19 protein-coding genes are annotated in these 22,229 nt (G+C 57.8%); 6 read left to right on the forward strand and 13 right to left on the reverse strand.

Going from position 1 to position 22,229, the window contains the following annotated elements; translation table 11 throughout:
• Positions 1–16: 16 nt before the first annotated feature.
• Complete coding sequence (locus LLF79_RS05830) at positions 17–1,405, reverse strand: NarK family nitrate/nitrite MFS transporter (RefSeq protein WP_100122076.1); 1,389 nt, start codon at positions 1,403–1,405, stop codon at positions 17–19.
• A 207-nt stretch (positions 1,406–1,612) separates the two neighbouring features.
• Positions 1,613–2,188 carry a TetR family transcriptional regulator gene (locus tag LLF79_RS05835; protein ID WP_196095871.1) on the reverse strand — a complete coding sequence of 192 codons (576 nt, stop codon included), beginning with the start codon at positions 2,186–2,188 and terminating at the stop codon, positions 1,613–1,615.
• Between the two features lie 117 nt (positions 2,189–2,305).
• On the opposite strand from LLF79_RS05835, the gene LLF79_RS05840 reads away from it, so the two are divergent.
• Positions 2,306–3,793 (forward strand): MFS transporter, encoded by a 1,488-nt coding sequence (locus tag LLF79_RS05840; protein ID WP_227879224.1) that lies wholly within the window; start codon positions 2,306–2,308, stop codon positions 3,791–3,793.
• Positions 3,794–3,859: 66 nt separating this feature from the next.
• On the opposite strand, the gene LLF79_RS05845 is transcribed toward LLF79_RS05840, so the two are convergent.
• Genes LLF79_RS05845 through LLF79_RS05875 form a run of 7 tightly spaced genes read right to left on the reverse strand, consistent with a single transcriptional unit; the run spans position 3,860 to position 10,310 of the window.
• Positions 3,860–5,086, reverse strand: coding sequence for a Zn-dependent hydrolase (locus LLF79_RS05845; RefSeq protein ID WP_227879225.1), 1,227 nt, complete (start codon positions 5,084–5,086; stop codon positions 3,860–3,862).
• Positions 5,083–5,565: an L-2-amino-thiazoline-4-carboxylic acid hydrolase gene (locus LLF79_RS05850; protein ID WP_023619185.1), complete on the reverse strand. Its 483-nt coding sequence runs from the start codon at positions 5,563–5,565 to the stop codon at positions 5,083–5,085. The genes LLF79_RS05845 and LLF79_RS05850 overlap by 4 nt, the downstream gene beginning before the upstream one ends.
• A gap of 17 nt (positions 5,566–5,582) precedes the next feature.
• Complete coding sequence (locus LLF79_RS05855; RefSeq protein WP_087449383.1) at positions 5,583–6,740, reverse strand: branched-chain amino acid ABC transporter substrate-binding protein; 1,158 nt, start codon at positions 6,738–6,740, stop codon at positions 5,583–5,585.
• Positions 6,741–6,768: 28 nt separating this feature from the next.
• Complete coding sequence (locus LLF79_RS05860; protein WP_227879226.1) at positions 6,769–7,488, reverse strand: ABC transporter ATP-binding protein; 720 nt, start codon at positions 7,486–7,488, stop codon at positions 6,769–6,771.
• Complete coding sequence (locus tag LLF79_RS05865) at positions 7,481–8,248, reverse strand: ABC transporter ATP-binding protein (RefSeq protein ID WP_227879227.1); 768 nt, start codon at positions 8,246–8,248, stop codon at positions 7,481–7,483. The genes LLF79_RS05860 and LLF79_RS05865 overlap by 8 nt, the downstream gene beginning before the upstream one ends.
• The gene (locus LLF79_RS05870; RefSeq protein WP_227879228.1) at positions 8,245–9,351 is read right to left on the reverse strand and encodes a branched-chain amino acid ABC transporter permease; all 1,107 of its coding nucleotides are present in this window, start codon (positions 9,349–9,351) and stop codon (positions 8,245–8,247) included. Before LLF79_RS05870 ends, LLF79_RS05865 begins: the two co-directional genes overlap by 4 nt.
• An 8-nt stretch (positions 9,352–9,359) precedes the next feature.
• The gene (locus LLF79_RS05875; RefSeq protein ID WP_044596495.1) at positions 9,360–10,310 is read right to left on the reverse strand and encodes a branched-chain amino acid ABC transporter permease; all 951 of its coding nucleotides are present in this window, start codon (positions 10,308–10,310) and stop codon (positions 9,360–9,362) included.
• Between the two features lie 170 nt (positions 10,311–10,480).
• Here LLF79_RS05875 and LLF79_RS05880 point away from each other — a divergent pair, with 170 nt between their 5' ends.
• Positions 10,481–11,425 carry a LysR substrate-binding domain-containing protein gene (locus tag LLF79_RS05880; protein ID WP_008501734.1) on the forward strand — a complete coding sequence of 315 codons (945 nt, stop codon included), beginning with the start codon at positions 10,481–10,483 and terminating at the stop codon, positions 11,423–11,425.
• A gap of 52 nt (positions 11,426–11,477) precedes the next feature.
• On the opposite strand, the gene LLF79_RS05885 is transcribed toward LLF79_RS05880, so the two are convergent.
• Both LLF79_RS05885 and yddG read right to left on the reverse strand, forming a co-directional pair.
• Positions 11,478–12,587, reverse strand: a complete 1,110-nt coding sequence (locus LLF79_RS05885; RefSeq protein WP_023327550.1) for a porin OmpC — start codon at positions 12,585–12,587, stop codon at positions 11,478–11,480.
• Positions 12,588–13,215: 628 nt separating this feature from the next.
• Complete coding sequence (gene yddG / locus LLF79_RS05890) at positions 13,216–14,094, reverse strand: aromatic amino acid DMT transporter YddG (RefSeq protein WP_023292335.1); 879 nt, start codon at positions 14,092–14,094, stop codon at positions 13,216–13,218.
• Positions 14,095–14,315: 221 nt separating this feature from the next.
• Between yddG and fdnG the strand changes: the two genes are divergently transcribed.
• The 3 genes from fdnG to fdnI are packed head-to-tail and all read left to right on the forward strand — an operon-like array spanning position 14,316 to position 18,908.
• Entirely contained in the window at positions 14,316–17,363 is a 3,048-nt protein-coding gene (fdnG, locus tag LLF79_RS05895) for a formate dehydrogenase-N subunit alpha (RefSeq protein ID WP_227879229.1), read from the forward strand.
• Between the two features lie 11 nt (positions 17,364–17,374).
• Positions 17,375–18,259: a formate dehydrogenase subunit beta gene (fdxH, locus tag LLF79_RS05900; RefSeq protein WP_227879230.1), complete on the forward strand. Its 885-nt coding sequence runs from the start codon at positions 17,375–17,377 to the stop codon at positions 18,257–18,259.
• Complete coding sequence (gene fdnI / locus LLF79_RS05905) at positions 18,252–18,908, forward strand: formate dehydrogenase-N subunit gamma (RefSeq protein ID WP_008501728.1); 657 nt, start codon at positions 18,252–18,254, stop codon at positions 18,906–18,908. Before fdxH ends, fdnI begins: the two co-directional genes overlap by 8 nt.
• A 58-nt stretch (positions 18,909–18,966) precedes the next feature.
• Here fdnI and ppk2 read toward each other — a convergent pair whose 3' ends face one another.
• Positions 18,967–19,785: a polyphosphate kinase 2 gene (gene ppk2, locus LLF79_RS05910; protein ID WP_008501727.1), complete on the reverse strand. Its 819-nt coding sequence runs from the start codon at positions 19,783–19,785 to the stop codon at positions 18,967–18,969.
• Between the two features lie 165 nt (positions 19,786–19,950).
• Here ppk2 and araJ point away from each other — a divergent pair, with 165 nt between their 5' ends.
• Positions 19,951–21,126: an MFS transporter AraJ gene (gene araJ, locus LLF79_RS05915; RefSeq protein WP_227879231.1), complete on the forward strand. Its 1,176-nt coding sequence runs from the start codon at positions 19,951–19,953 to the stop codon at positions 21,124–21,126.
• Between the two features lie 6 nt (positions 21,127–21,132).
• On the opposite strand, the gene LLF79_RS05920 is transcribed toward araJ, so the two are convergent.
• Positions 21,133–22,224: an alkylhydroperoxidase domain protein gene (locus LLF79_RS05920; RefSeq protein WP_023327543.1), complete on the reverse strand. Its 1,092-nt coding sequence runs from the start codon at positions 22,222–22,224 to the stop codon at positions 21,133–21,135.
• Between the last annotated feature and the right edge of the window lie 5 nt (positions 22,225–22,229).

The following is a 22,229-nucleotide window of genomic DNA, read 5'->3' on the forward strand; positions in this document are numbered from 1 at the left end:
TGCTTCGGACGTGTAGTTATTCTTGTTTTGCGGATTTGCGGCCATACACCAGCCAGGTAACGAGCACGCAGACGATGTAAAACACGAGGAACACCTTCATGGCGCCGACCGGCGATCCGGTCATTGCCAGCGAGGTGCCAAAGGCTTTGGGAATGAAGAACCCGCCAACGGCGCCGATAGCGGAGATAAAGCCCAGCGCGGCGGCGGTCTCTGTCACCGCTTCGTGCTGCGCCTGCTCGTCCGTGCCGCCCTGCTTTTTGACGCGGTCGAGCGTGATTTGGCGGAAAATAATCGCGATCATCTGGAAGGTCGACCCGCTGCCGAGCCCGGCGGTGAGGAACAGCCCCATAAAGACCAGGTAGAACGCGACGAAGCTGCCGGAGCCAGAGCCTGGGAGCGTCAGGAAGATCAGGGCGCTGAAGAGGGCCATAAAAACGAAGTTAATCAGCGTGACCCGCACGCCGCCCAGTTTGTCAGAGATCATCCCGCCCGCTGATCGCGCCAGCGCACCGATTAGAGGGCCAAAGAAGGCGAGGTGCAGAATGTTGACGTCCGGAAACTGGGTTTTTGACAGCATGGCAAAGCCCGCCGAGAAGCCGATAAACGAGCCGAAGGTCGCCAGATAGAGCAGGCTCAGCAGCCAGAGATGAAAGCGCTTCAGCACCGGGAGCTGGCTGGCGATAGAGGCCTTAGAGCTGGCGATATCGTTCATTCCAAAGAAGGCCGCAAGGGTGGCCAGCAATAGCAGCGGCGCCCAGATCCAGGCCGCATTGGCCAGCCACAGGGTGGAACCGTCATCCTGCGGTACGCCGTGCACGCCGAGGAAGGTAAACATCGGCAGGAAGATCACCAGCGGCGCGACCAGCTGCATCACGCTGACGCCCAGGTTGCCGAGCCCGCCGTTAATACCGAGCGCGCTACCCTGTTTTGCCTTGGGGAAGAAGAAGCTGATGTTGCCCATGCTGGAGGCAAAGTTGGCGCCTGCAAAGCCGCAGAGCAGGGCAATCACGATAAAGATCCAGTAAGGCGTCGCGGTGTTCTGGATGGCAATCCCCAGCCAGACGCAGGGAATGATCAGGATGACGGTACTCAATACCGTCCAGTATCGTCCACCAAATATGGGTACCATAAACGAATAGGGGACGCGCAATATCGCGCCGGAGAGAGAAGGTAATGCCGTTAGCATAAAAAGTTGATCGGTGGTGAAATTAAATCCGACTTTATTCAGATTGACGGCAATGGCGCTAAATAACATCCAGACGCAAAATGCTAACAGCAAACAGGCGACAGAAATCCACAGGTTTCTTCGCGCGATATGTTTTCCTTTGTTTTCCCAAAATTGCACATTTTCCGGTTTCCAGTTACTTAACAGATGCGGATTACTCTTCTCACTTTGTTGTGACATATCACCCTCTTGCTCGCCAGAATGAAGAGAAAACAAATGAAAACAGTTAGATAGATGTGAGTGCGCTGGTTGGTTTATTGGATGTTTTTGGATACAACTGAAAGGATAGATAAAAAAGCGAACCCCTGAGATTCGAAAGGAAATATGGGTTCGCTTAATGTGTTACTAATTGTAAAACTCGCGGTAAATAATACTCCGTTGGGAGTATTAACCCAATTCGAGGGAGATAAGTTTATCGAGATGCTTATTAAACGCCGCATCGTCCATTTCGGGCATATTTAAAATCGTGATCCCATCAAGCCCACAAACCAGCCCGATCAATCGCCAGGCAATATTTTCCGCGCGATCGGTAAGCGTAAAGGCGTTGGCCTCCGCCCCGGCGCGGATAATCGCCACGGTCTCCTGATGCCACATCTCCATGGTCAGGGCGTAAGCCGCGTTGATTTCAGGATCCCGGCTGGCGAGAATTTGAGCTTCCCGCCAGAGGCGAATGTAAGGCTCAAGCCCGCCGTCGACACTGCCGAGCATGCTGTGCAGCCGTTCCCGCCAGCTGGCGTTTTCACCCACCACGTCGGCATCCAGTAGCTCGCGGATCACGCGCACAAAGGCCAGCGATTTTAGCTCGCCGCCGGAGGCGAAGTGGTGGTGGACCTGTCCGGTCGCGACGCCTGCTTCTGCGGCAATTCGCCGTACCGTCATGGCTGCCAGCCCCTCGGCCAGCGCTACGCGCATCGCGGCCTGCAGGATCGCTTCCCGTCTCTCTTCCTTGCTCAAATATTGCATTTTTTCACTACTCTCAATAGGAATGAAACGAGTGTAACAAAAAGCTGGACACGCGTTCAACTTTACGTAGGATCGCAATCTGGACATGTGTCCAGGTTTGAGATGAAAAGGAAATTTATGTTTCGTCAGTGGTTAGCGTTAGTGATTATCGTGCTGGTGTATATTCCGGTGGCGATTGACGCGACGGTGCTGCACGTAGCGGCGCCGACATTGAGCATGACGCTGGGCGCCAGCGGCAATGAATTATTGTGGATCATCGATATTTACTCGCTGGTGATGGCGGGAATGGTGCTGCCGATGGGCGCCCTGGGTGACCGCATCGGTTTTAAACGGTTGTTGATGATCGGCAGCACGCTGTTTGGCCTGTCATCGCTGGCGGCAGCGTTTGCTCCCTCAGCAGGGTGGCTGATCGCGGCGCGCGCCTCGCTGGCGATTGGTGCGGCCATGATCATTCCTGCCACTCTGGCGGGGATCCGCACGCTCTTTACCGACGCGAAAGATCGCAACATCGCGCTCGGCGTCTGGGCGGCGGTCGGTTCCGGCGGGGCAGCGTTTGGCCCGCTGATTGGCGGTATGCTGCTGGAGCATTTTTACTGGGGATCGGTGTTTTTGATCAACGTACCGATTGTGCTGGTGGTGGTGTCGCTGGCCGCGCGTTTTGTCCCCCGTCAGCAGGGCCGACCGGAGCAGCCGCTGAATATCAGCCATGCCATCATGCTGATTGTGGCGATTTTGCTGCTGGTCTACAGCGCCAAAACCGCGCTTAAGGGCGCTCTGGCGCCGTGGCTGGTGGCGTGTACCCTGCTGACGGGTGCCGTGATGCTGTTTATTTTTGTGCGCATCCAGCTGCGCGCCCGCGTGCCGATGATCGACATGCGCCTGTTCTGTCACCGCATCATTTTAAGCGGCGTGGTAATGGCGATGACGGCGATGATCGCCCTGGTGGGCTTTGAATTGCTGATGGCGCAGGAGCTGCAGTTTGTCCATGGCTTTACGCCGTTCGAGGCGGGCATGTTTATGCTCCCGGTAATGGTGGCCAGCGGGTTCAGCGGACCGATTGCCGGTGTGCTGGTGGGCTGTCTGGGGCTACGCATTGTCGCTGCGGGTGGCATGGGGCTGAGCGCGGTCAGCTTTATCGGCCTGTCGACGCTCGACTTCAGCACGCAGCAGTGGCAGGCGTGGGGGCTGATGGTGCTGCTCGGCTTCAGTGCCGCCAGCGCGCTGCTGGCCTCGACCTCGGCCATTATGGCGGCCGCGCCGAAAGAGAAGGCGGCTGCCGCCGGAGCCATTGAAACCATGTCCTATGAGCTGGGGGCCGGGCTGGGGATCGCCATTTTTGGTCTGCTGTTGACCCGCAGCTTCTCGGCGTCGATTGCGCTGCCGCAGGGGCTGCATGCCTCGCTCGTCGACAAAGCCTCGTCATCGATTGGTGAAGCGATGAAGGTGGCGCAGGAACTGACGCCGTCCCTCGCGGAGCCGGTGATTGAGGCGGCGAAAAGCGCCTTTATTACCTCTCACAGCGTGGCGCTGGGGAGTGCAGGCGGAATGCTGCTGTTGCTGGCAGTGGGGATCTGGTTCAGCCTGGCGAAGGTGCCGAAGGGGTAAAACACGCCCGGTGGCGCTGCGCTTACCGGGCCTACGGGCGCGGTTGTCCGAGCCGCGCCACCCGGTTTATTTTTCCTGGGCCGCGGCCAACACGCTGTGCAACAGCACGTTTGCCCCTTTTTCCGACCACTCCGGCAGGATCCTTTCCGCTTCGTTATGGCTGATGCCCTTCACGCAGGGGATAAAAATCATGCTGGCAGGGGCAATTTTGCTGACATAGCAGGCGTCATGTCCCGCGCCGGAGACCATCGGTTTCGCCGAGTAGCCCAGTTCCGCCACGGCCTTCTCCGTGCGGGCCAGACATTCGGCATCAAACGCGATGGGCGCGTAGTCAAAGATGCGCTCAACGACAGCCGCCACCCCGCGCAGGCTCAGGCTTTCAGCCACCTTATGCAGCGCTGCCTCCATGGCTTCCAGCGCCGTCTGCGCCGGATGGCGAAACTCCACGCTGCAGACCACCCGAGACGGCACGACGTTGCGCGAGTTTGGCGTAACCTGCGCCATACCGATCGTCGCCCGTCCGTCCGGCGCATGCCGATAGCCAATCTCCTCCACCTTCAGCGCCAGCTCCGCGAAGGCGGTCAGCGCGTCGCGGCGGCTGTGCATCGGCGTGGTGCCCGCGTGGGCGGCAAACCCGTCCAGCGTCAGGGTGAACCAGCGCTGGCCCATTGCCGCGCGGACGAGCCCGATATCCAGACCTTCGTCTTCCAAAATCGGGCCCTGCTCGATGTGCAGCTCGTAGCAGGCGTAAACCGGAAACGCGCGGGCAGGGGCTTCCCCCCGGTAGCCGATGCTTTCCAGCGCTTCACCCACGCTGATACCGTCCCTATCCGCGCGGGCATGGGCGTACGCTTCGCTAAATTGCCCCGTCCAGACCCCAGAAGAGAGCATGGCTGGCGCGAAGCGCGCGCCTTCTTCGTTGGTCCAGTTGACCAGCACAACGTCACGTTCCGTCTCAATATGATGGTCGTTGAGCGTTCGCAGCAGCTCCAGCCCGGCCAGCACGCCGTAAACCCCGTCGTAGTTGCCCCCCAGCGGCTGCGTATCCACGTGCGAACCGGTCAAGACCGGGGCAAGCTGCGGATTTTTCCCCGCACGACGGATAAACATGTTGCCCATGCTGTCGACGTCACAGGTAAAACCGGCGTCCAGCGCCCAGTCGCGAAGCAGGTCACGCGCAATCCGATCTTCCTCGCTCAGTGCCAGACGGGTGACGCCACCGGCGGGCGTACCGCCGATCTGCGCCATCATCTCAAGCGTTGACCACAGCCGTTCGGCGTTGACGCGGATCATGGCTTGTCCTTACTGCTGCGGTAGCGGAAATCACAGCACGCGCCGCCCTGCATAATGGTGGTGGTGCGGGTTAGCTCTACGTCGGGCGCATAGCCCACGATGAATTTTTCATCGCGCGCGCAGGAGAGCAGGTGACCAATTTCGCCCAGCCCCATCTCGTGGTACATCTCCGCGTAGCGACAGCGGGTCACGTTGTAGTTGTACTGCTGGTCGTCGGCGTCAATCACCTTCACCTCCAGGGCGTTATCTTTCTCCCACAGATACTGCAGGGCGATAAAGCTCTTGATGTTCGCGCCGTTGGGTTCTTTGCTGGCAAACGCTTTGCCAGCATCAATCGCGGCTTGCTCAATGGCCTCACCAATCACCGCCTGGGCGCGGGCTTTCCCTATCTCGCGCACCAGGATTTCATAAATTGGCTTAATAATTTCGGCTTCAATTTTGCGGCGGGCGAGAATGCCCAGCTCGTTATTATCACTCATCACATTGCCTCGCTGCGTTACTTCGCTTTTGCGCCGCCCAGCACGGTCTGCGGCTGCCATTTGCCGTCGACAACCTTATAGACCGTGAACGACGGCGATTTCAGGTTGCCCTCTTTATCAAACGCGATCTGTCCGGTGACGCCGGAGTAGCTGATGGCGCGCAGGGCGGGCAGATAGTCGGACGGCTCAACGGAGTCTGCTTTTTCCATCGCCGCCACCAGCACGCGGGTGGCGTCATAGGCGAACGGGGCGTGCAGTTCGATATGGGTGTGGTAGCGGGACTGGTACGCCTGCTCGAACGCTTTACCACCCGGCATCTGATCAACGGGCAGACCCGGCTCCAGCGCCACAACGCCTTCGCCTTCTTTCTGCGCCAGCTTGAGGAACGTCTGGCTGACGAATCCGCCTGCGCCCATCAGCGTGGCGTTCATGCCCAGCTGTTTGATGCGGCGCGCCAGCGGTGCGGCCTGGCTGTCGACGCCGCCGAAGAAGATCACATCGGCGTTTTTACTGCGGATGGCGGTCAGTACGGCGCTGAAATCGACCGTTTTGTCATCCACGTACTGACGATCGACAATTTTCACGCCCTGGGCTTCCAGCGATTTTATAAACTGGTCTGCCAGACCCTGACCGAAGGCGGTACGGTCGTCGATCACCGCAATGCGTTTGGCTTTCAGGGTGTTAACCGCGTACTGACCGGCGAGCTGACCGCCGTCATCGTCGTGGCCCATCACGCGGAAGCTGGTGTCAAAACCCTGCTGGGTATAGGCATGACCGGTTGCGACCGGCGCCACCTGGGCAATACCCGCATCGTGATAAATGCGGGCTGCTGGAATGCTGGTGCCGGTGTTCCAGTGGCCGACCACGCCTGCCACGCCGCTATCCACCAGACGCTGCGCGACGGCTACGGCAGTGCGCGGGTCGGACTGATCGTCTTCGGACTGCAGTTTGAAGGTCACCGCTTTGCCGCCGATGGTCGGGTGCTGCTTGTTGATGTCATCGATAGCCAGCTGCGCGCCGTTCTCCAGATCTTTCCCGATACGGGCAGACGGGCCGGTCAGCGGGCCTGCTAGTCCGATGACCACGGTTTCACCGTCGGCGGCCCACGCGGACGTTGAGGCAAAACCACCGAGCAGAATAGCGGCGCTGAGCGCACTGATTTTTACTGTTTTCATTGTATTTCCCTGATGTTGGCTGGTGTGTTTAAACGGGCATTTCACCCAAATAAATCTGTGCAATCTGGTCGTCGTTGAGCAGCGCTGTCGATTCGCCATGATGAACAATGCTGCCGCTGTCCATCACCCACGCGCTGTCGGTCACCTCCAGCGCGAGCCGGGCGTTTTGTTCGATAAGCAGCAGGGCGACGCCGCGCTCGCGCAGCCCGGCAATAACGGCAAAAATGTTCTCGACCATCTTCGGGGCAAGGCCCATTGACGGCTCGTCGAGGATCAGCAGGCGCGGGCGGCTGAGCAGGGCGCGGTTAAGGGCCAGCAGCTGTTGCTCGCCGCCGGACAGCAGCCCGGCAAGCTGATGCTGGCGTTCGCCCAGACGCGGGAAGCGCTCGAAAATTTCGTTCATCTCGCGCCTGACGGTGACAGTGTCACGCCTGAGCCAGGCGCCCATCTGCAGGTTTTCCAGCACCGTCATGCGGGAGAAGATCCCGCGGCCCTCCGGGACCATCACCAGCCCGTCGCGAAGCAGGGTCTCCGGGCTCTGTTTACGTACCGCTTTACCGTTGAAGTCAATGCTGCCGCTAAAGCTTTCCAGCCCGGTAATGGCGCGCACGGTGGAGCTTTTCCCCGCGCCGTTCGCGCCGATCAGCGTAGCCTGTTCGCCCTCGCGCAGGGTAAAGGAGACATCGCGTACGCCCTGAATGCCGCCGTAATGCACGTCCAGACGTTCCACCTTCAGTAATTCAGACATGGGCGTGACCTCCAAGCCAGGCGGCGACCACTGCCGGGTCGCGCCGCACGCTTTCCGGCGTGCCGCTGGCGAGCGTTTTGCCGTAATCAAGCACCGTCAGGCGGTCGCAGATGCCCATCACCAGCTTGACGTCATGCTCAATCATCAGCAGGGTTTTGCCGTCATCGCGAATGCGGATGAGCAGCTCGCCGAGCGCCACTTTTTCCGCCGCGTTCATCCCGGCAGCGGGTTCATCCAGCGCCAGCAGCAGCGGATCCGTTGCCAGCGCGCGGGCGATTTCAAGCCGACGCTGATGACCATAGGCCAGATCGCAGGCGCGATAGTGGGCGAACTGCGCAATGCCGGTATAGTCCAGCCAGTGCCAGGCCAGTTCGCGGGTCTGCTTCTCTTCCTCGCGGGCGCGTTTGTGGCGGCTCAGCGCGGCCCACAGGCCGTTACGGGTGCGTACGTGGCGGCCCACCATCACGTTTTCCAGTACCGACATCTCGTTGAAGAGGCGCACGTTCTGGAAGGTGCGGGCAATCCCGGCGGCGGTCACTTTCTCTATGTGTTTTGGGAAATAGGGCTTATCCGCTATCGAAAACTCGCCGCTGTCCGCCGGATAAAGGCCAGTGATGAGGTTAAAGCAGGTGGTTTTTCCTGCGCCGTTGGGGCCGATCAGCCCGTAGATCTCGCCTCTGTTCACGGTTATCGAAACGTCATCTACAGCAGTCAGCCCACCGAAGCGTTTTGTCATGTTGCGTACGGTTAACAGGCTCATGCCTTCGCCTCCTTGTGGCGTACCGGCCAGATCCCGGACGGGCGTACCAGCATGACCAGTACCAGTGCCAGACCGTAAAACAGCTGACGCAGCACTTCCGGGTCAATCAGCACCGTACCGAACAGCGCCTGCTGCACCGGCGCTGCCTGGCTGCGCAGCAGTTCCGGCAGGGCGGTAAGCAGTACCGCGCCCAGGATCACGCCCGGAATGTGCCCCATGCCGCCCAGCACCACCATCGCCAGTACGGCAATCGATTCCTGTAACGTGAAGGATTCCGGGGAGACAAAGCCCTGAAACGCGCCGAAAAGCGCACCCGCCACGCCGCCAAAGGAGGCGCCCATCGCAAAGGCGAGCAGCTTATAGTTACGCACGTTGATGCCCATCGCGCGCGCCACATCTTCATCCTCGCGGATGGCGTGCCAGGCGCGACCAATGCGGGAATGCTGCAGGCGCAGGCAGACAAAAATAATCGCCACAATGACCAGCATCAGCAGGTAGTACCACAGCCACAGGGCAGGCACTTTGAAACCAAACCAGTGGTATACGCCGCTGAACTTCAGGCCGAACAGGTTCAGCGTATCCACCCCGGTAATGCCCTTTGCGCCGTTGGTAATGTTTACCGGACGGTCGAGGTTACGCATCAGGATGCGGATAATTTCGCCAAAGCCGAGGGTCACTATCGCCAGGTAGTCCCCGCGCAGCTTGAGCGTAGGAGCACCGAGTAAAATCCCGCAGACGGCCGCGACGAGGGCGGCCAGCGGAATAATGAGCAGATACGAGGTATGCAGCCCCTCCGGGAACCAGACGCCGAGGATCGGGAACACCTCCAGCAGGTGCGGGGAAGCCATCAGTGCCGCGAGGTAGGCGCCGACCGCGTAAAAGGCGATAAAGCCCATGTCCAGCAGGCCGGTATAGCCCACCACAATGTTAAGCCCGAGCGCCAGCATGATGTAGAGCAGGGCGAAGTCGATGACGCGCACCCAGTAGTTGCCGCCAAGCTGCGTGGCCACCACGGGCGCAATCAGCAGCGCGAGGCAGAACAGGCTCATGCCTGACCAGAATTTGCGCGTCGTCGCCGGGGTCTGGAGTTGAAGTGTTGTCATGGAATTCCTTACGCCCTGTTCGCCACGCGCTCGCCCAGCAGGCCAGCCGGACGGAAGACCAGCACCAGGATCAGCACCATAAAGGCAAAGACATCCTGATAGTTGCTGCCAAATACGCCGTGGGTCAGTTCACCCAGGTAGCCTGCGCCCAGCGCTTCGATAATGCCGAGCAGGATGCCGCCAATCATGGCGCCACGAATGTTACCAATGCCCCCCAGCACGGCGGCGGTAAAGGCTTTTATCCCGGGCAAAAAGCCCATCGAGAAGCTGGCGTTACCGTAATTGCTGGCCATCATCACGCCTGCCAGCGCGGCAAACGCCCCGCCAATCGCAAACGTCAGGGTGATGATGGCGTTTGGGTTAACCCCCATCAGCGTGGCCACGCGCGGGTTTTCCGCCACGGCGCGCATGCCGCGCCCCAGACGGGTGTATTCCACCAGCAGCCAGAGCCCGGTCATCACCGCCAGCGCCAGGACAACGGTGACGATACCGGTGACGGTGACGATGGCAGGAGGATGCGCTTCGCTGCCGGACGTGACGCCGATAGGGTCCATCGGCAGGATCTGCGGGAACATCAGCGGGTTGCGCGTCCAGATAATCATCGCCACGGTTTGCAGCAGGACCGAAACGCCGATACCCGAGATCAGCGGCGCGAGGCGCGGCGCGTTGCGCAGTCGACGGTAGGCAAAGCGTTCCACGGCCATCGCCAGCAGGGCGCAGACGGCCATGGCAATCATCAGGGCAACGCCGAGCTGCAACAGCTGCGGCATATGCGGAAAAGTGGTATTCAGGGCGTTACTGGCGGAGAGCGTGGTGAGCGCGCCGACCATCAGAATATCGCCGTGAGCAAAGTTAATAATGCGCAAAATGCCATACACCATGGTATAGCCCAGCGCGATCAGCGCGTAGATGCTTCCCAGCATCACACCGTTGATCAGTTGTTGTATGAGTGTATCCAACGTCTGTACCCGCAAAGTGCCCGTTCTGCGGCTACCATCCAATAAATGAATTAAATTGTAAAATACGCATCTATTATTTCTTATGATAAATAGATATTGTTCTATCTTTATGATTTATATAAATATAATGAAGACCTGTTTTTGGGTGAAAAGCCTAAAGAAATCAACATATGAATAAAACAGAACAATTGGTTGGCCTGCCTGCGTATGCAGAAAGTCGCCTTGCAAACGATCCGCCGCTTCGGGCTGTGCGTGCCTTTGAGGCCATCGCCCGGCTGGGCAGCGTCACGCTGGCCGCGCAGGAGCTGGACATTTCTCCGTCGGCCGTCAGCCATCAGCTCAGGGTGCTCGAAGGGTACCTGCAAATGCCGCTGACGGAGCGTCAGGGGCGCAGGCTGGTGCTGAGCCAGCACGGGCGGGAATATTACCGCTCGATCCGTGCGGCGTTTAACGTGCTGCGCCAGGCGACGGAGCATCTGGCGGAGCAGGCGCAAACGCGTCAGGTCACCATCAGCCTGATCCCGCTTTTTGGTATGGGGTGGTTTATCCCGCGCTTGCCTGCGTTTATGCGCGCCAACCCGCAGACCGAGATTAACGTGGTGTATGCCAACCATCGTAACTATCTGAGCGACGCGTCGGATATGTCGATTCGTTTTGGCAACGGCCAGTGGGCGGGCTATCAGAGTGAAAAGCTGATTTCCGGACAGATGGTGCCGGTGTGCAGCCGCGCGTTTTTGCGTATTCACGGCCATATCGACACGCCTGAGCAACTGCTGCAGATGCCGCTGCTGCACGATGAGGAGCGCACGACGTGGGCGCAGTGGTTTGTACAGCAGGGGGTGAAGCGTCCCGTTCGCCGCAGTGGTCCAATGTTTGAGGACGGTCTGCTGACGCTGGCGGGCGTACAGGCGGGTCTAGGGTGTGCGCTGATGCGGGAGCCGCTGATTGCGCCGTATCTTGAGAGCGGCGAGCTGGTGAAGATCTTTGACCTACCGATTGATGACGGACGCGACTACTACCTCTGCGTGCGCTCAGATTCAGAGATGACCGAGGACGGCAAGCTGCTGCAAAACTGGCTGCGGCGGGCAGCGGGCGGGGAGTCGTCTGGCGGGTAAAAGAGGGCGATAAAAAAGCCAGCTGTTCAGCTGGCTTTAGGAGAGACAAGATTTAGAACTGGTAGGTCAGACCCAGCGCTACGATGTTGTCGGTACCGATGCCTGCCTGGCGAGTGAACGTGTTGTCATCGAGCAGGTTGATTTTGTAATCCACGTAGGTGGACATGTTTTTGTTAAAATAATAGGTCGTGCCAACATCGATGTATTTCACCAGATCCTGGTCGCCGAAGTTTTCGATGTCTTTGCCTTTAGACTGCAGGTAAGCGATAGACGGACGCAGGCCAAAGTCGAACTGATACTGGGCCACAACTTCGAAGTTTTGCGCCTTATTTGCAAAGCCGTAAATGTCGGTACGCTTGTTGTTAGAGGTACCGAAACGGGTTGCATTGTAGGTCTGAGAGTATTGCGCCGCGAGGTAAATGTTGTTCGCGTCGTATTTCACACCGCCGCTGTACACTTCTGCGCGGTCGCCTTCACCGTATACGCCAGCCGCATTCTGGTCAGCGGTACGACGGGAAGAGGACATTGCACCACCTACGCTGAAGCCTTCGCCCAGATCGTAAGTCAGGGATGCGCCATAGCCGTCACCGTTCTGGTTCAGCAGGCTGCGACCGCTGGTGTTTTCACCACTTACGCTGCCGTTTTTACCCTGATACTGCAGAGCAAAGTTCAGGCCGTCAACCAGACCGAAGAAGTCCTGGTTACGGTAGGTTGCCACGCCGTTAGCACGAGACTGCAGGAAGTTGTCGGCACCGTAGGTGTCACCGCCGAATTCTGGCAGAACGTCAGTCCAGGAGGTCACGTCGTAAATCACGCCGTAGTTACGACCGTAATCGAATGAACCTGCTTCCGCGAACTTCAGACCTGCAAACGCCACACGAGTCCAGGACTGGTTGTCGCCTTCGTCCTTGTTGCCCTGAATCTGGTATTCCCACTGGCCGTAACCGGACAGCTGATCGTTAACCTGGGTTTCACCCTTGAAGCCGATACGCATGTAGGTTTTATCGCCATCTGCGCCAGCATCATCAGAGAAATAGTGCAGACCTGTCACTTTACCGTACAGATCCAGTTTGTTACCGTCTTTGTTGTAAATTTCGGCAGCGTTAACAACGCCTGCTGCCAGCATGGAAGTGACTGCCACTGCAACTAATTTAAGTTTCATCTTAAATGTTCCTTATAATTTTTTTCGGTATTTCCTGAACCACTTTGAACGATTTCTAAACGAGGCTGTTCGTCAATGGCATGCTATTCTTAAAAATCTCGTAGTCTTATTTCAATAATAAGTTTCAAAATATTAGAGATAATTTCAATTAGTGTGATCTCGATCGTCTGAGAAGGCGATTATTCAAACAATGTGGTCGGAATTTATACGATTAATAGTTATTTAGTCAGTGGGATTATTGCTTTTACTATAATTTCTGATGGTTTTTGTTTATCGCGTTAAATTTCGCAATTTCCGAGGGTTTAATGAGAGTGGTATTGCTGCTTTTCTTTAAAAACAATGGGTTATTTAATTTTTCAGCGTCTATTCCGCATATTATCATAAAACTGTCAGAGCTGAATTATTGCACGCCATGCTATCCTGAGCGTTAATATTCATTACTCACTAATTTCATTGGGTTGTCAGTTTGTGTCAACTCGCTTCAGGTGGCTTTACAGAAGGCGTTCAATATAAACCGAACTTAAACAGATGCTCTATTATCATGATAAATATTCTGATGTCTGATCACATTTTAAATTTATGTTAATTATGTTGCCGGGTTGAAATTCCCCCGGCCAGTCGAGCAGCGTTATTTTCGTGTGGCGTACCAGCAGAGCAACGACCCGGCGCAGACCATCAGCGCGCCTTGCCAGAACGAGAATGACAGGGGGGAGCTTAGCACCGCGGCGGCAAGCGCGGCAGAAAGCACGGGGGTAAAATAGGATACGGCAGCCAGAACCGTGACGTTACCGTGCAGGATGCCAATATTCCAGGCGGCGTAACCAAACCCAAGCGCGATACCGCACATAACCAGCTTCACTACTACCGGAAGCGTGAACACCATGTCGGGCTGATCGCTCAGGGCATATTTCACCCACAGACTCAGCGCGGTCAGCAAAACAAACAGGGTGATGCCGTTTTGCCCTTTCGCAAATTTGCTGGTGACGGTGCAATAGGCGGCCCAGATAAAGGCCCCGGCAAACGCCAGCGCATAGCTCAGAGGGCTGGAAACGACATTCCGGGTTATTTCCTCAAGGTGTAATCCTTCTTCGCCGCCCAATACCCAGCACACGCCCAGCAGCGAAATGAGCAAGCCGGGGATCACCCACAGGGTAGACTTTTGCCCGTTGAACAAAATCGCAAATACGATCGTCAGGCTCGGCCAAAGGTAATTGACCATGCCCACTTCAATCGCCTGCGATCGCGTTGCGGCATAGCCCAGCGACAGCGCCAGACATATTTCGTAACTGACAAATAAAACGCTGCCGGCAATAAGATAGCGGGGAGAAAACCGTCGGATATCAGGAAATCCTACCGTCACCAGACACAGTAATCCGCTGAGGGTGTAAATCATCGCGGCACCGCCAACAGGGCCCAATCCCTCACTCACGCTGCGAATAAGGCCGACCATGGTGCTCCATAGCAGTATTGCCGCCAGCCCAATAAGCGTTGCTCTCTTTCTGTCCATTACTTCGCCATCGCAATAAAAACTAAAGGAAAAATGTATCGCATTACGCCTGTCGCTGTCGTGAATTATTCTCTTAAGCCGTTAATCAAAAAGGGGTAATGAAACGTTGCGGAGGTGACTATTAAGGGGGGGAAGGCTGATGACCTTGATTTGACGCAAAAAAATCAGGGGCTTTGCTGTTAGTTTGCGGCGCGAAGTCTTTTCAGATAACGAGGACAGCAATGGACGTCAGCCGCAGACAATTTTTTAAAATCTGCGCGGGCGGTATGGCCGGAACAACAGCCGCAATGCTGGGATTTGCTCCCAAAATGGCGCTGGCTCAGGCACGCAACTATAAACTGCTGCGCGCCAAAGAGATCCGTAACACCTGCACATACTGCTCCGTGGGTTGTGGGCTTTTAATGTATAGCCTGGGCGATGGCGCGAAGAACGCCAGAGAAGCGATTTATCACATTGAAGGGGATCCGGATCATCCGGTGAGCCGCGGGGCGTTATGCCCGAAAGGGGCGGGGCTGCTGGACTACGTCCACAGCGAAAACCGCCTGCGCTACCCCGAATACCGCGCGCCGGGCTCCGACAAATGGCAGCGTATCTCCTGGGATGAGGCCTTCTCCCGTATTGCGAAATTGATGAAAGCCGACCGCGACGCCAACTTTATTGAAAAGAACGCGCAGGGCGTGACGGTCAACCGCTGGCTTTCCACCGGCATGCTATGCGCCTCGGCGGCCAGTAATGAAACCGGCATGCTGACGCAAAAATTTGTGCGCTCGCTCGGCATGCTGGCGGTAGACAACCAGGCGCGCGTCTGACACGGACCAACGGTAGCAAGTCTTGCTCCAACATTTGGTCGCGGTGCGATGACCAACCACTGGGTTGATATCAAAAACGCGAACGTCGTGGTGGTGATGGGCGGTAACGCCGCTGAAGCCCATCCGGTGGGGTTCCGCTGGGCGATGGAAGCGAAAAACAACAACGATGCGACGCTTATCGTCGTCGATCCGCGCTTTACGCGTACGGCATCGGTGGCCGATATCTATGCGCCGATCCGCTCCGGTACGGACATTACGTTCCTGTCCGGCGTGCTGCTGTACCTGATCGAAAACAACAAAATCAACGCGGACTACGTTAAGCACTACACCAACGCGAACCTGCTGGTGCGGGATGATTTTGCCTTCGAAGACGGGCTGTTTAGCGGCTATGACGCCGAAAAACGTCAATACGATAAAACGTCCTGGAACTATCAGTTCGATGAAAACGGGTATGCGATGCGCGATGAAACGCTCACGCATCCGCGCTGCGTGTGGAACCTGCTGAAGCAGCACGTCTCCCGCTATACGCCGGACGTCGTGGAGAACATCTGCGGCACGCCGAAAGCAGACTTCCTGAAGGTGTGTGAAGTGCTGGCTTCCACCAGCGCCGCCGACAGAACCACCACGTTCCTGTACGCGCTGGGCTGGACGCAGCACACCGTGGGCGCGCAGAACATCCGCACCATGGCGATGATCCAGCTGCTGCTCGGCAACATGGGGATGGCAGGCGGCGGCGTGAACGCGCTGCGCGGCCACTCAAACATTCAGGGCCTGACCGATCTCGGTCTGCTCTCCACCAGCCTGCCGGGCTATCTGACGCTGCCGTCTGAAAAACAGACAGATTTGCAAAGCTATCTGGCGGCGAACACGCCAAAAGCGACGCTGCCGGATCAGGTGAACTACTGGAGCAATTATCCGAAGTTCTACGTCAGCCTGATGAGATCCTTCTACGGCGATGCGGCGCAGAAAGAGAACGACTGGGGCTTTGAGTGGCTGCCGAAGTGGGATCAGGCTTATGACGTCATCAAGTATTTCAACATGATGGATAAGGGCGACGTCACGGGGTATATCTGCCAGGGCTTCAACCCGGTGGCCTCCTTCCCGGACAAAAACAAAGTCGTTCGCAGCCTGAGCAAGCTGAAGTACATGGTGGTTATCGATCCGCTGGTGACCGAGACCTCCACCTTCTGGCAGAACCACGGGGAGTCGAACGATGTCGATCCGGCCTCGATTCAGACCGAAGTGTTCCGCCTGCCGTCCACCTGCTTTGCGGAAGAGGACGGCTCTATTGCCAACTCCGGCCGCTGGCTGCAGTGGCACTGGAAAGGCCAGGACGCCCCGGGCGAAGCGCGTAACGACGGCGAGATCCTGGCCGGGATTTACCACCGCCTGCGCGAAATGTACCGCACCGAAGGCGGCAAAGGCGCTGAGCCGCTGCTGAAGATGAGCTGGCACTACAAGCAGCCGGATCGTCCTGAATCCGAAGAGGTCGCGAAAGAGAACAACGGCGTGGCGCTGGCGGATCTGTATGACGCGAACGGCAATCTGGTGGCGAAGAAAGGCCAGCTGCTGAACAGCTTCGCGCTGCTGCGTGACGACGGTACCACGGCATCATCCTGCTGGATCTACACCGGCAGCTGGACGGAGCAGGGTAACCAGATGGCCAACCGCGACAACGCTGACCCGTCAGGCCTGGGCAACACGCTGGGCTGGGCTTGGGCATGGCCGCTGAACCGTCGCGTGCTGTACAACCGTGCGTCCGCCGACGTGAACGGCAAGCCGTGGGATCCGAAGCGCATGCTGATCCAGTGGAACGGGACGAAGTGGACGGGGAACGACATCCCGGACTACAGCACCGCCGCGCCGGGCAGCAACACCGGGCCGTTTATCATGCAGCCGGAAGGGCTGGGGCGCCTGTTTGCCCTCAACAAGCTGGCGGAAGGGCCGTTCCCGGAACACTACGAGCCGATGGAAACGCCGCTCGGCACCAACCCGCTGCACCCGAACGTGGTCTCCAGCCCGGTGGTTCGGATCTACGAAGAGGACGTGCTGCGCCTGGGCAAAAAGGACAAGTTCCCGTACGTAGGGACGACCTACCGCCTGACCGAGCATTTCCATACCTGGACCAAGCACGCGCGGCTTAACGCCATCGCGCAGCCGGAACAGTTTGTGGAGATAAGCGAAACGCTGGCTAAAGCGAAGGGCATTGCCAACGGCGACCGCGTGAAGGTGAGCAGCAAGCGCGGCTTTATCCGCGCGGTGGCGGTGGTCACCCGCCGCCTGCAGTCGCTGAACGTGCACGGCCAGCGGGTGGAAACCGTCGGTATCCCGTTGCACTGGGGCTTTGAAGGGGTGGCGCAGAAAGGCTACATCGCCAATACCCTGACGCCAAACGTCGGCGATTCCAACTCGCAAACGCCGGAGTATAAAGCGTTTCTGGTCAACATCGAGAAAGCGTAAGGAGCGATTAAATGGCGATGGAAACACAAGACATTATTAAACGCTCCGCGACCAACCCGATAACGCCCGCGCCTCGCGCACGGGACTACAAGGCAGAGGTCGCCAAGCTTATCGACGTCTCCTCCTGCGTGGGCTGTAAGGCCTGTCAGGTGGCCTGTTCGGAGTGGAACGATATTCGCGACGAGGTGGGGCACTGCGTTGGGGTGTACGACAATCCGGCGGATCTGAGCGCCAAGTCCTGGACGGTGATGCGCTTTAGCGAAACCGACCAGAACGGCAGGCTGGAGTGGCTCATCCGCAAAGACGGCTGCATGCACTGTGAAGATCCGGGCTGCCTGAAGGCGTGCCCGTCTGCCGGGGCAATTATTCAGTATGCCAACGGGATCGTCGATTTCCAGCAGGACAACTGCATCGGCTGCGGGTACTGCATCGCGGGCTGTCCGTTTAATATCCCGCGCCTCAATAAAGAGGATAACCGGGTATACAAATGCACCCTGTGCGTGGACCGCGTCAGCGTCGGGCAGGAGCCTGCCTGCGTGAAGACCTGTCCAACCGGCGCCATTCACTTCGGCACCAAAAAAGAGATGCTGGACGTGGCGCAGGAACGCGTCGATAAGCTCAAAGCGCGGGGCTACGACAAAGCGGGCGTTTACAACCCGCAGGGCGTGGGCGGTACGCACGTGATGTATGTGCTGCACCATAGCGACCAGCCGGAGCTGTACCACAATCTGCCGAAGGATCCGGCGATCGATACTTCCATCAACCTGTGGAAAGGGGCGCTCAAGCCGCTCTCCGCGGCGGGCTTTATCACCACCTTTGCCGGGCTGATTTATCACTACATCGGTATCGGGCCAAACAAAGAGGTGGATGACGACGAGGAGGAGCATCATGAGTAAGTCGAAAATGATAGTGCGCACCAAATTTGTCGATCGCGCCTGTCACTGGACGGTAGTGATCTGCTTCTTCCTGGTGGCGGTATCGGGAATTTCGTTCTTCTTCCCGACGCTGCAGTGGCTGACCGAAACCTTCGGTACGCCGCAGATGGGGCGCATTCTGCACCCGTTCTTCGGCGTGCTGATTTTCGTGGTGCTGATGTTTATGTTCGTGCGCTTCGTCCATCACAATATTCCCGACAAGCAGGATATCCCGTGGGTGAAAGGGATCGTTGAAGTCCTGAAGGGTAACGAGCACAAAGTCGCGAAGGTGGGGAAATACAACGCCGGGCAGAAGATGATGTTCTGGACCATCATGAGCATGATTTTTGTGCTGCTGGTGACCGGGGTGATGATCTGGCGTCCGTATTTTGCACACTACTTCCCGATACAGGTGATTCGCTACGCGCTGCTGATCCACGCGACGTCGGCCATCATTCTGATTCACGCCATCCTGATCCATATGTATATGGCGTTCTGGGTGAAAGGATCGATTAAAGGCATGATTGAAGGGAAGGTGAGCCGCCGCTGGGCGCAGAAACACCACCCGCGCTGGTATCGTGACGTGGAGCGACTGGAAGCAAAACAGGAAAGTACGGAAGGGATGAAGTAAAACCTGCGCCGTCGGCTTTGCCCGGCGGCGCTGCGCTTGCGCGGGCCTACTCTTCAAATCAGAACCGCTCTTCCACATACCGGAACGGGTATTTCGTGGGTTTGACCTTGCCGATTTTGCGCTTCGGTAAATCCACCTTGTCGACGTGAATTTCTTTATACGGGATCTGCGAAAGCAGATGCGAAATAATATTCAGGCGCACGCGTTTTTTATCCTCTGAACGCGCCACAAACCACGGCGCCCAGGCGGTATCGGTGGCTTCAAACATGGCGTCGCGCGCAAGGGTATACTCATCCCAGAGGTTAAAGGATTTAATATCCATCGGCGACAGCTTCCAGATCTTACGCCCATCGTTAATACGGTCGCGCAGGCGGCGCTCCTGCTCTTTCGGCGTCACCTCCAGCCAGTACTTCAGCAGGATAATCCCGGCATCGACCATCGCTTTTTCCATGACCGGCGCGCCGTCTAAAAATTTCTCCGCCTGTTCTTCCGTGCAGAACCCCATCACTCGTTCCACGCCCGCGCGGTTATACCAGCTGCGATCGAAGATCACGATTTCACCCGCCGAAGGCAGGTGGGGCACATAGCGCTGGAAGTAGAGCTGGCTTTTTTCTTTTTCCGTTGGGGCAGGGAGCGCAACAACGCGAAACACGCGCGGGCTGACGCGCTCGGTGATCGCTTTAATGGTGCCGCCTTTGCCAGCACCATCGCGTCCTTCAAAAACAATACACACTTTTAACCCTTTGGCGACGACCCACTGCTGGAGCTTAACCAGTTCGACGTGCAGGCGGCGGAGCTCTTTTTCATACTCTTTGGTCTTAAGCGGTGCATTCGATACGACATCAACAGCGACAGGGGTTTTCTTTTTGCTTCCCATGATTGTCATCCTCAGGTTGTCCGGTGCGGAAAAAGCGAGGCCGCACTATGAAGTGTAATCCACCTGAATTAATGGATTAACCTGTCAGCCATCTGATTTGAACTGGCTCACCATACAAGATTATTCAATAATGCCCGCTGCGAGTGATTAACCCGTGGTTGAGGTATGAAAAAGACAATATTTTCGTTGGCGCTTGGCACATTTGGCCTGGGCATGGCTGAATTTGGCATCATGGGCGTGTTAACCGAGCTGGCGCATGACACCGGTATTTCGATTCCCTCCGCCGGGAATATGATCTCGTTTTATGCCTTCGGCGTGGTGATTGGCGCCCCGATTGTGGCGCTCTTCTCAGGCAAGTTCTCGTTAAAAACCACGCTGTTGTTTCTGGTGGCGATGTGCGCTGTTGGCAATGCCCTGTTTACGTTTTCTACGTCATATTTCTGGCTGGCGCTGGGGCGGCTGATTTCCGGTTTTCCGCACGGCGCCATTTTCGGCGTCGGGGCGATAATCCTCTCCAAAATTGCGCCACCGGGAAAGGTGACGGTCGCGGTGGCCGGGATGATCGCCGGAATGACCGTCGCCAACCTGGTGGGTGTGCCGCTCGGCACCTGCCTGGGGCACCAGTTCAGCTGGCGTTATACCTTTTTCCTGATAGCCCTGTTCGATGCGCTGGTGATCCTCTCGGTGCTGATCTGGGTGCCGGACATCCATGACAAATCAGAAATTAAACTGACCGAGCAGTTCCAGTTCCTGAAGAAACCGGAGCCCTGGCTGATTTTTGCCGCCACCATGTTTGGTAACGCCGGTGTGTTCGCGTGGTTCAGCTTCGTTAAGCCGTTTATGGTCAACGTTTCTGGCTTTTCCGAAGGCATGATGACGATCATCATGATGCTGATGGGCCTTGGCATGGTGTTGGGCAATCTGCTGAGCGGCAATCTCTCGGGGCGCTTTAGCCCGCTGCGCATTGCGGCGACTACCGACATGGTGATTGTCGCCTCGCTGCTGCTGCTTTTCGCCCTGGGCGAACTGAAAACGGCCTCGCTGGTGATGGGCTTTATCTGCTGCGCCGGGCTGTTCGCGCTCTCTGCACCGCTGCAAATTTTGCTTCTGCAAAATGCGAAGGGCGGCGAGATGCTGGGGGCGGCCGGAGGGCAGATGGCGTTTAATCTCGGCAGCGCGATCGGGGCGTACTTTGGCGGGATGATGATTACCCTCGGCTTTAGCTGGCGCTACGTCACGCTGCCTGCGGCGTTACTCTCGTTCTCGGCCATGAGTGCATTACTGATCTACGGTTACCTGCGGGCCAGGCAGGCTCAGGCTAACGCTCGCGCGCTAGCCTGATGGAAGTCAGGCAAGCCAGGGCTCGCCCAGGGTCAGCATCAGGCGGTTGGCCCAGGCGAAGAACGCGGCGGACTGCACCAGATCAAGCTGGGCTAAGGTGTCCAGCCCCTCTTTTTCCAGCGCGGCAAGGTGCAGCGGCGTGGCGGCCGGCGGCGTAACCGACAGCGCTGCCGCAAAATTAATCTCCGCCTGCCAGCGCGCAGACTGCCCCTCGCTCAGGGACTGTCCCGGACGCACGGCCAGCAGGGCCTCTACCGCCGCGTCATCCTTAGACAGCTGGCTGGCTTTCCGCGCATGGACAGATGCGCAGTAAATGCAGCCGTTGATTTTACTGGCGACCGTTGCCGCCAGCTCGCGCTCGGCGCGCGGCAACCCCCCCGGCGTATAAAAAATCCCTTTATCCGTTAGCGTGCGCTGTTCAAGCACCGGCAGGTTGCGCCCCAGCAGGCGGAAATAGTCGGAATCGGTGTGGCCAAACTTCGCCAGGATCGCAACCTCGTCATCACGAAAATCCGCCAGCGGTTTGGCGGCGATCCACGGCTCCCAGCCCAGCTCCTGCTGGGTGAAGGCGACGGGAGCCGCCTTTCCGGTGGCCGTGGTGGCGGTCGTGTGCCAGACGCCCGCCGCCACCGGCGCATCGCTTGTGGCGACGGGCCTGTCGTTCAGCAGCCGCAGCCCGGCAATCAGTCGGCTCTGGAAGCTGACAAAGGCGATAAGCTGCGCCAGCGTCACGATGCCTTCCTTGCTCCAACCCGCCTGGGTCAGCGCCCTTAACGATGTCGGCGTGGCTTCGACGGGGGAGAAGGTCAGCAGGCGCGCGAAATTCAGCGCCGGGGTCAGACGGTCTGAGGTCGGGTCTGCCAGGCCAAATCCCGCATAGTGCGCGGCCAGCGCCTCCGCGTTGTGCCACCTGGCAACTTTTGCCGCGACGGCGAAGCGCTCGTCCAGCGCAAAATCGCTATCCTGCTGGGTAAATAAGATTTCGTAGCTGCCCTGGGCGTGGCGCGTGGCGGCGTCCCGCGTGGCGCGCGCCTCTGCCAGAGGGGAACCGGGTTTGATTTCCGCCAGCTCGGCGAGAATGTCGTGACTTAATGACATAGGTG

Source organism: Enterobacter cloacae complex sp. 2021EL-01169 (assembly GCF_020733125.1).
Taxonomy (GTDB): domain Bacteria; phylum Pseudomonadota; class Gammaproteobacteria; order Enterobacterales; family Enterobacteriaceae; genus Enterobacter; species Enterobacter roggenkampii.

What these genes read in the sequence shown, in the direction of transcription:
- LLF79_RS05865 (WP_227879227.1), bottom strand. Translation starts at nt 8,248, where the DNA reads ATGAGCCTGTTAACCGTACGCAACATGACAAAACGCTTCGGTGGGCTG.
- LLF79_RS05835 (WP_196095871.1), bottom strand. Translation starts at nt 2,188, where the DNA reads ATGCAATATTTGAGCAAGGAAGAGAGACGGGAAGCGATCCTGCAGGCC.
- LLF79_RS05920 (WP_023327543.1), bottom strand. Translation starts at nt 22,224, where the DNA reads ATGTCATTAAGTCACGACATTCTCGCCGAGCTGGCGGAAATCAAACCC.
- ppk2 (WP_008501727.1), bottom strand. Translation starts at nt 19,785, where the DNA reads ATGGGAAGCAAAAAGAAAACCCCTGTCGCTGTTGATGTCGTATCGAAT.
- LLF79_RS05880 (WP_008501734.1), top strand. Translation starts at nt 10,481, where the DNA reads ATGAATAAAACAGAACAATTGGTTGGCCTGCCTGCGTATGCAGAAAGT.
- araJ (WP_227879231.1), top strand. Translation starts at nt 19,951, where the DNA reads ATGAAAAAGACAATATTTTCGTTGGCGCTTGGCACATTTGGCCTGGGC.
- LLF79_RS05830 (WP_100122076.1), bottom strand. Translation starts at nt 1,405, where the DNA reads ATGTCACAACAAAGTGAGAAGAGTAATCCGCATCTGTTAAGTAACTGG.
- fdnI (WP_008501728.1), top strand. Translation starts at nt 18,252, where the DNA reads ATGAGTAAGTCGAAAATGATAGTGCGCACCAAATTTGTCGATCGCGCC.
- LLF79_RS05840 (WP_227879224.1), top strand. Translation starts at nt 2,306, where the DNA reads ATGTTTCGTCAGTGGTTAGCGTTAGTGATTATCGTGCTGGTGTATATT.
- LLF79_RS05845 (WP_227879225.1), bottom strand. Translation starts at nt 5,086, where the DNA reads ATGATCCGCGTCAACGCCGAACGGCTGTGGTCAACGCTTGAGATGATG.
- LLF79_RS05855 (WP_087449383.1), bottom strand. Translation starts at nt 6,740, where the DNA reads ATGAAAACAGTAAAAATCAGTGCGCTCAGCGCCGCTATTCTGCTCGGT.
- yddG (WP_023292335.1), bottom strand. Translation starts at nt 14,094, where the DNA reads ATGGACAGAAAGAGAGCAACGCTTATTGGGCTGGCGGCAATACTGCTA.
- LLF79_RS05870 (WP_227879228.1), bottom strand. Translation starts at nt 9,351, where the DNA reads ATGACAACACTTCAACTCCAGACCCCGGCGACGACGCGCAAATTCTGG.
- LLF79_RS05860 (WP_227879226.1), bottom strand. Translation starts at nt 7,488, where the DNA reads ATGTCTGAATTACTGAAGGTGGAACGTCTGGACGTGCATTACGGCGGC.
- fdxH (WP_227879230.1), top strand. Translation starts at nt 17,375, where the DNA reads ATGGCGATGGAAACACAAGACATTATTAAACGCTCCGCGACCAACCCG.
- LLF79_RS05850 (WP_023619185.1), bottom strand. Translation starts at nt 5,565, where the DNA reads ATGAGTGATAATAACGAGCTGGGCATTCTCGCCCGCCGCAAAATTGAA.
- LLF79_RS05885 (WP_023327550.1), bottom strand. Translation starts at nt 12,587, where the DNA reads ATGAAACTTAAATTAGTTGCAGTGGCAGTCACTTCCATGCTGGCAGCA.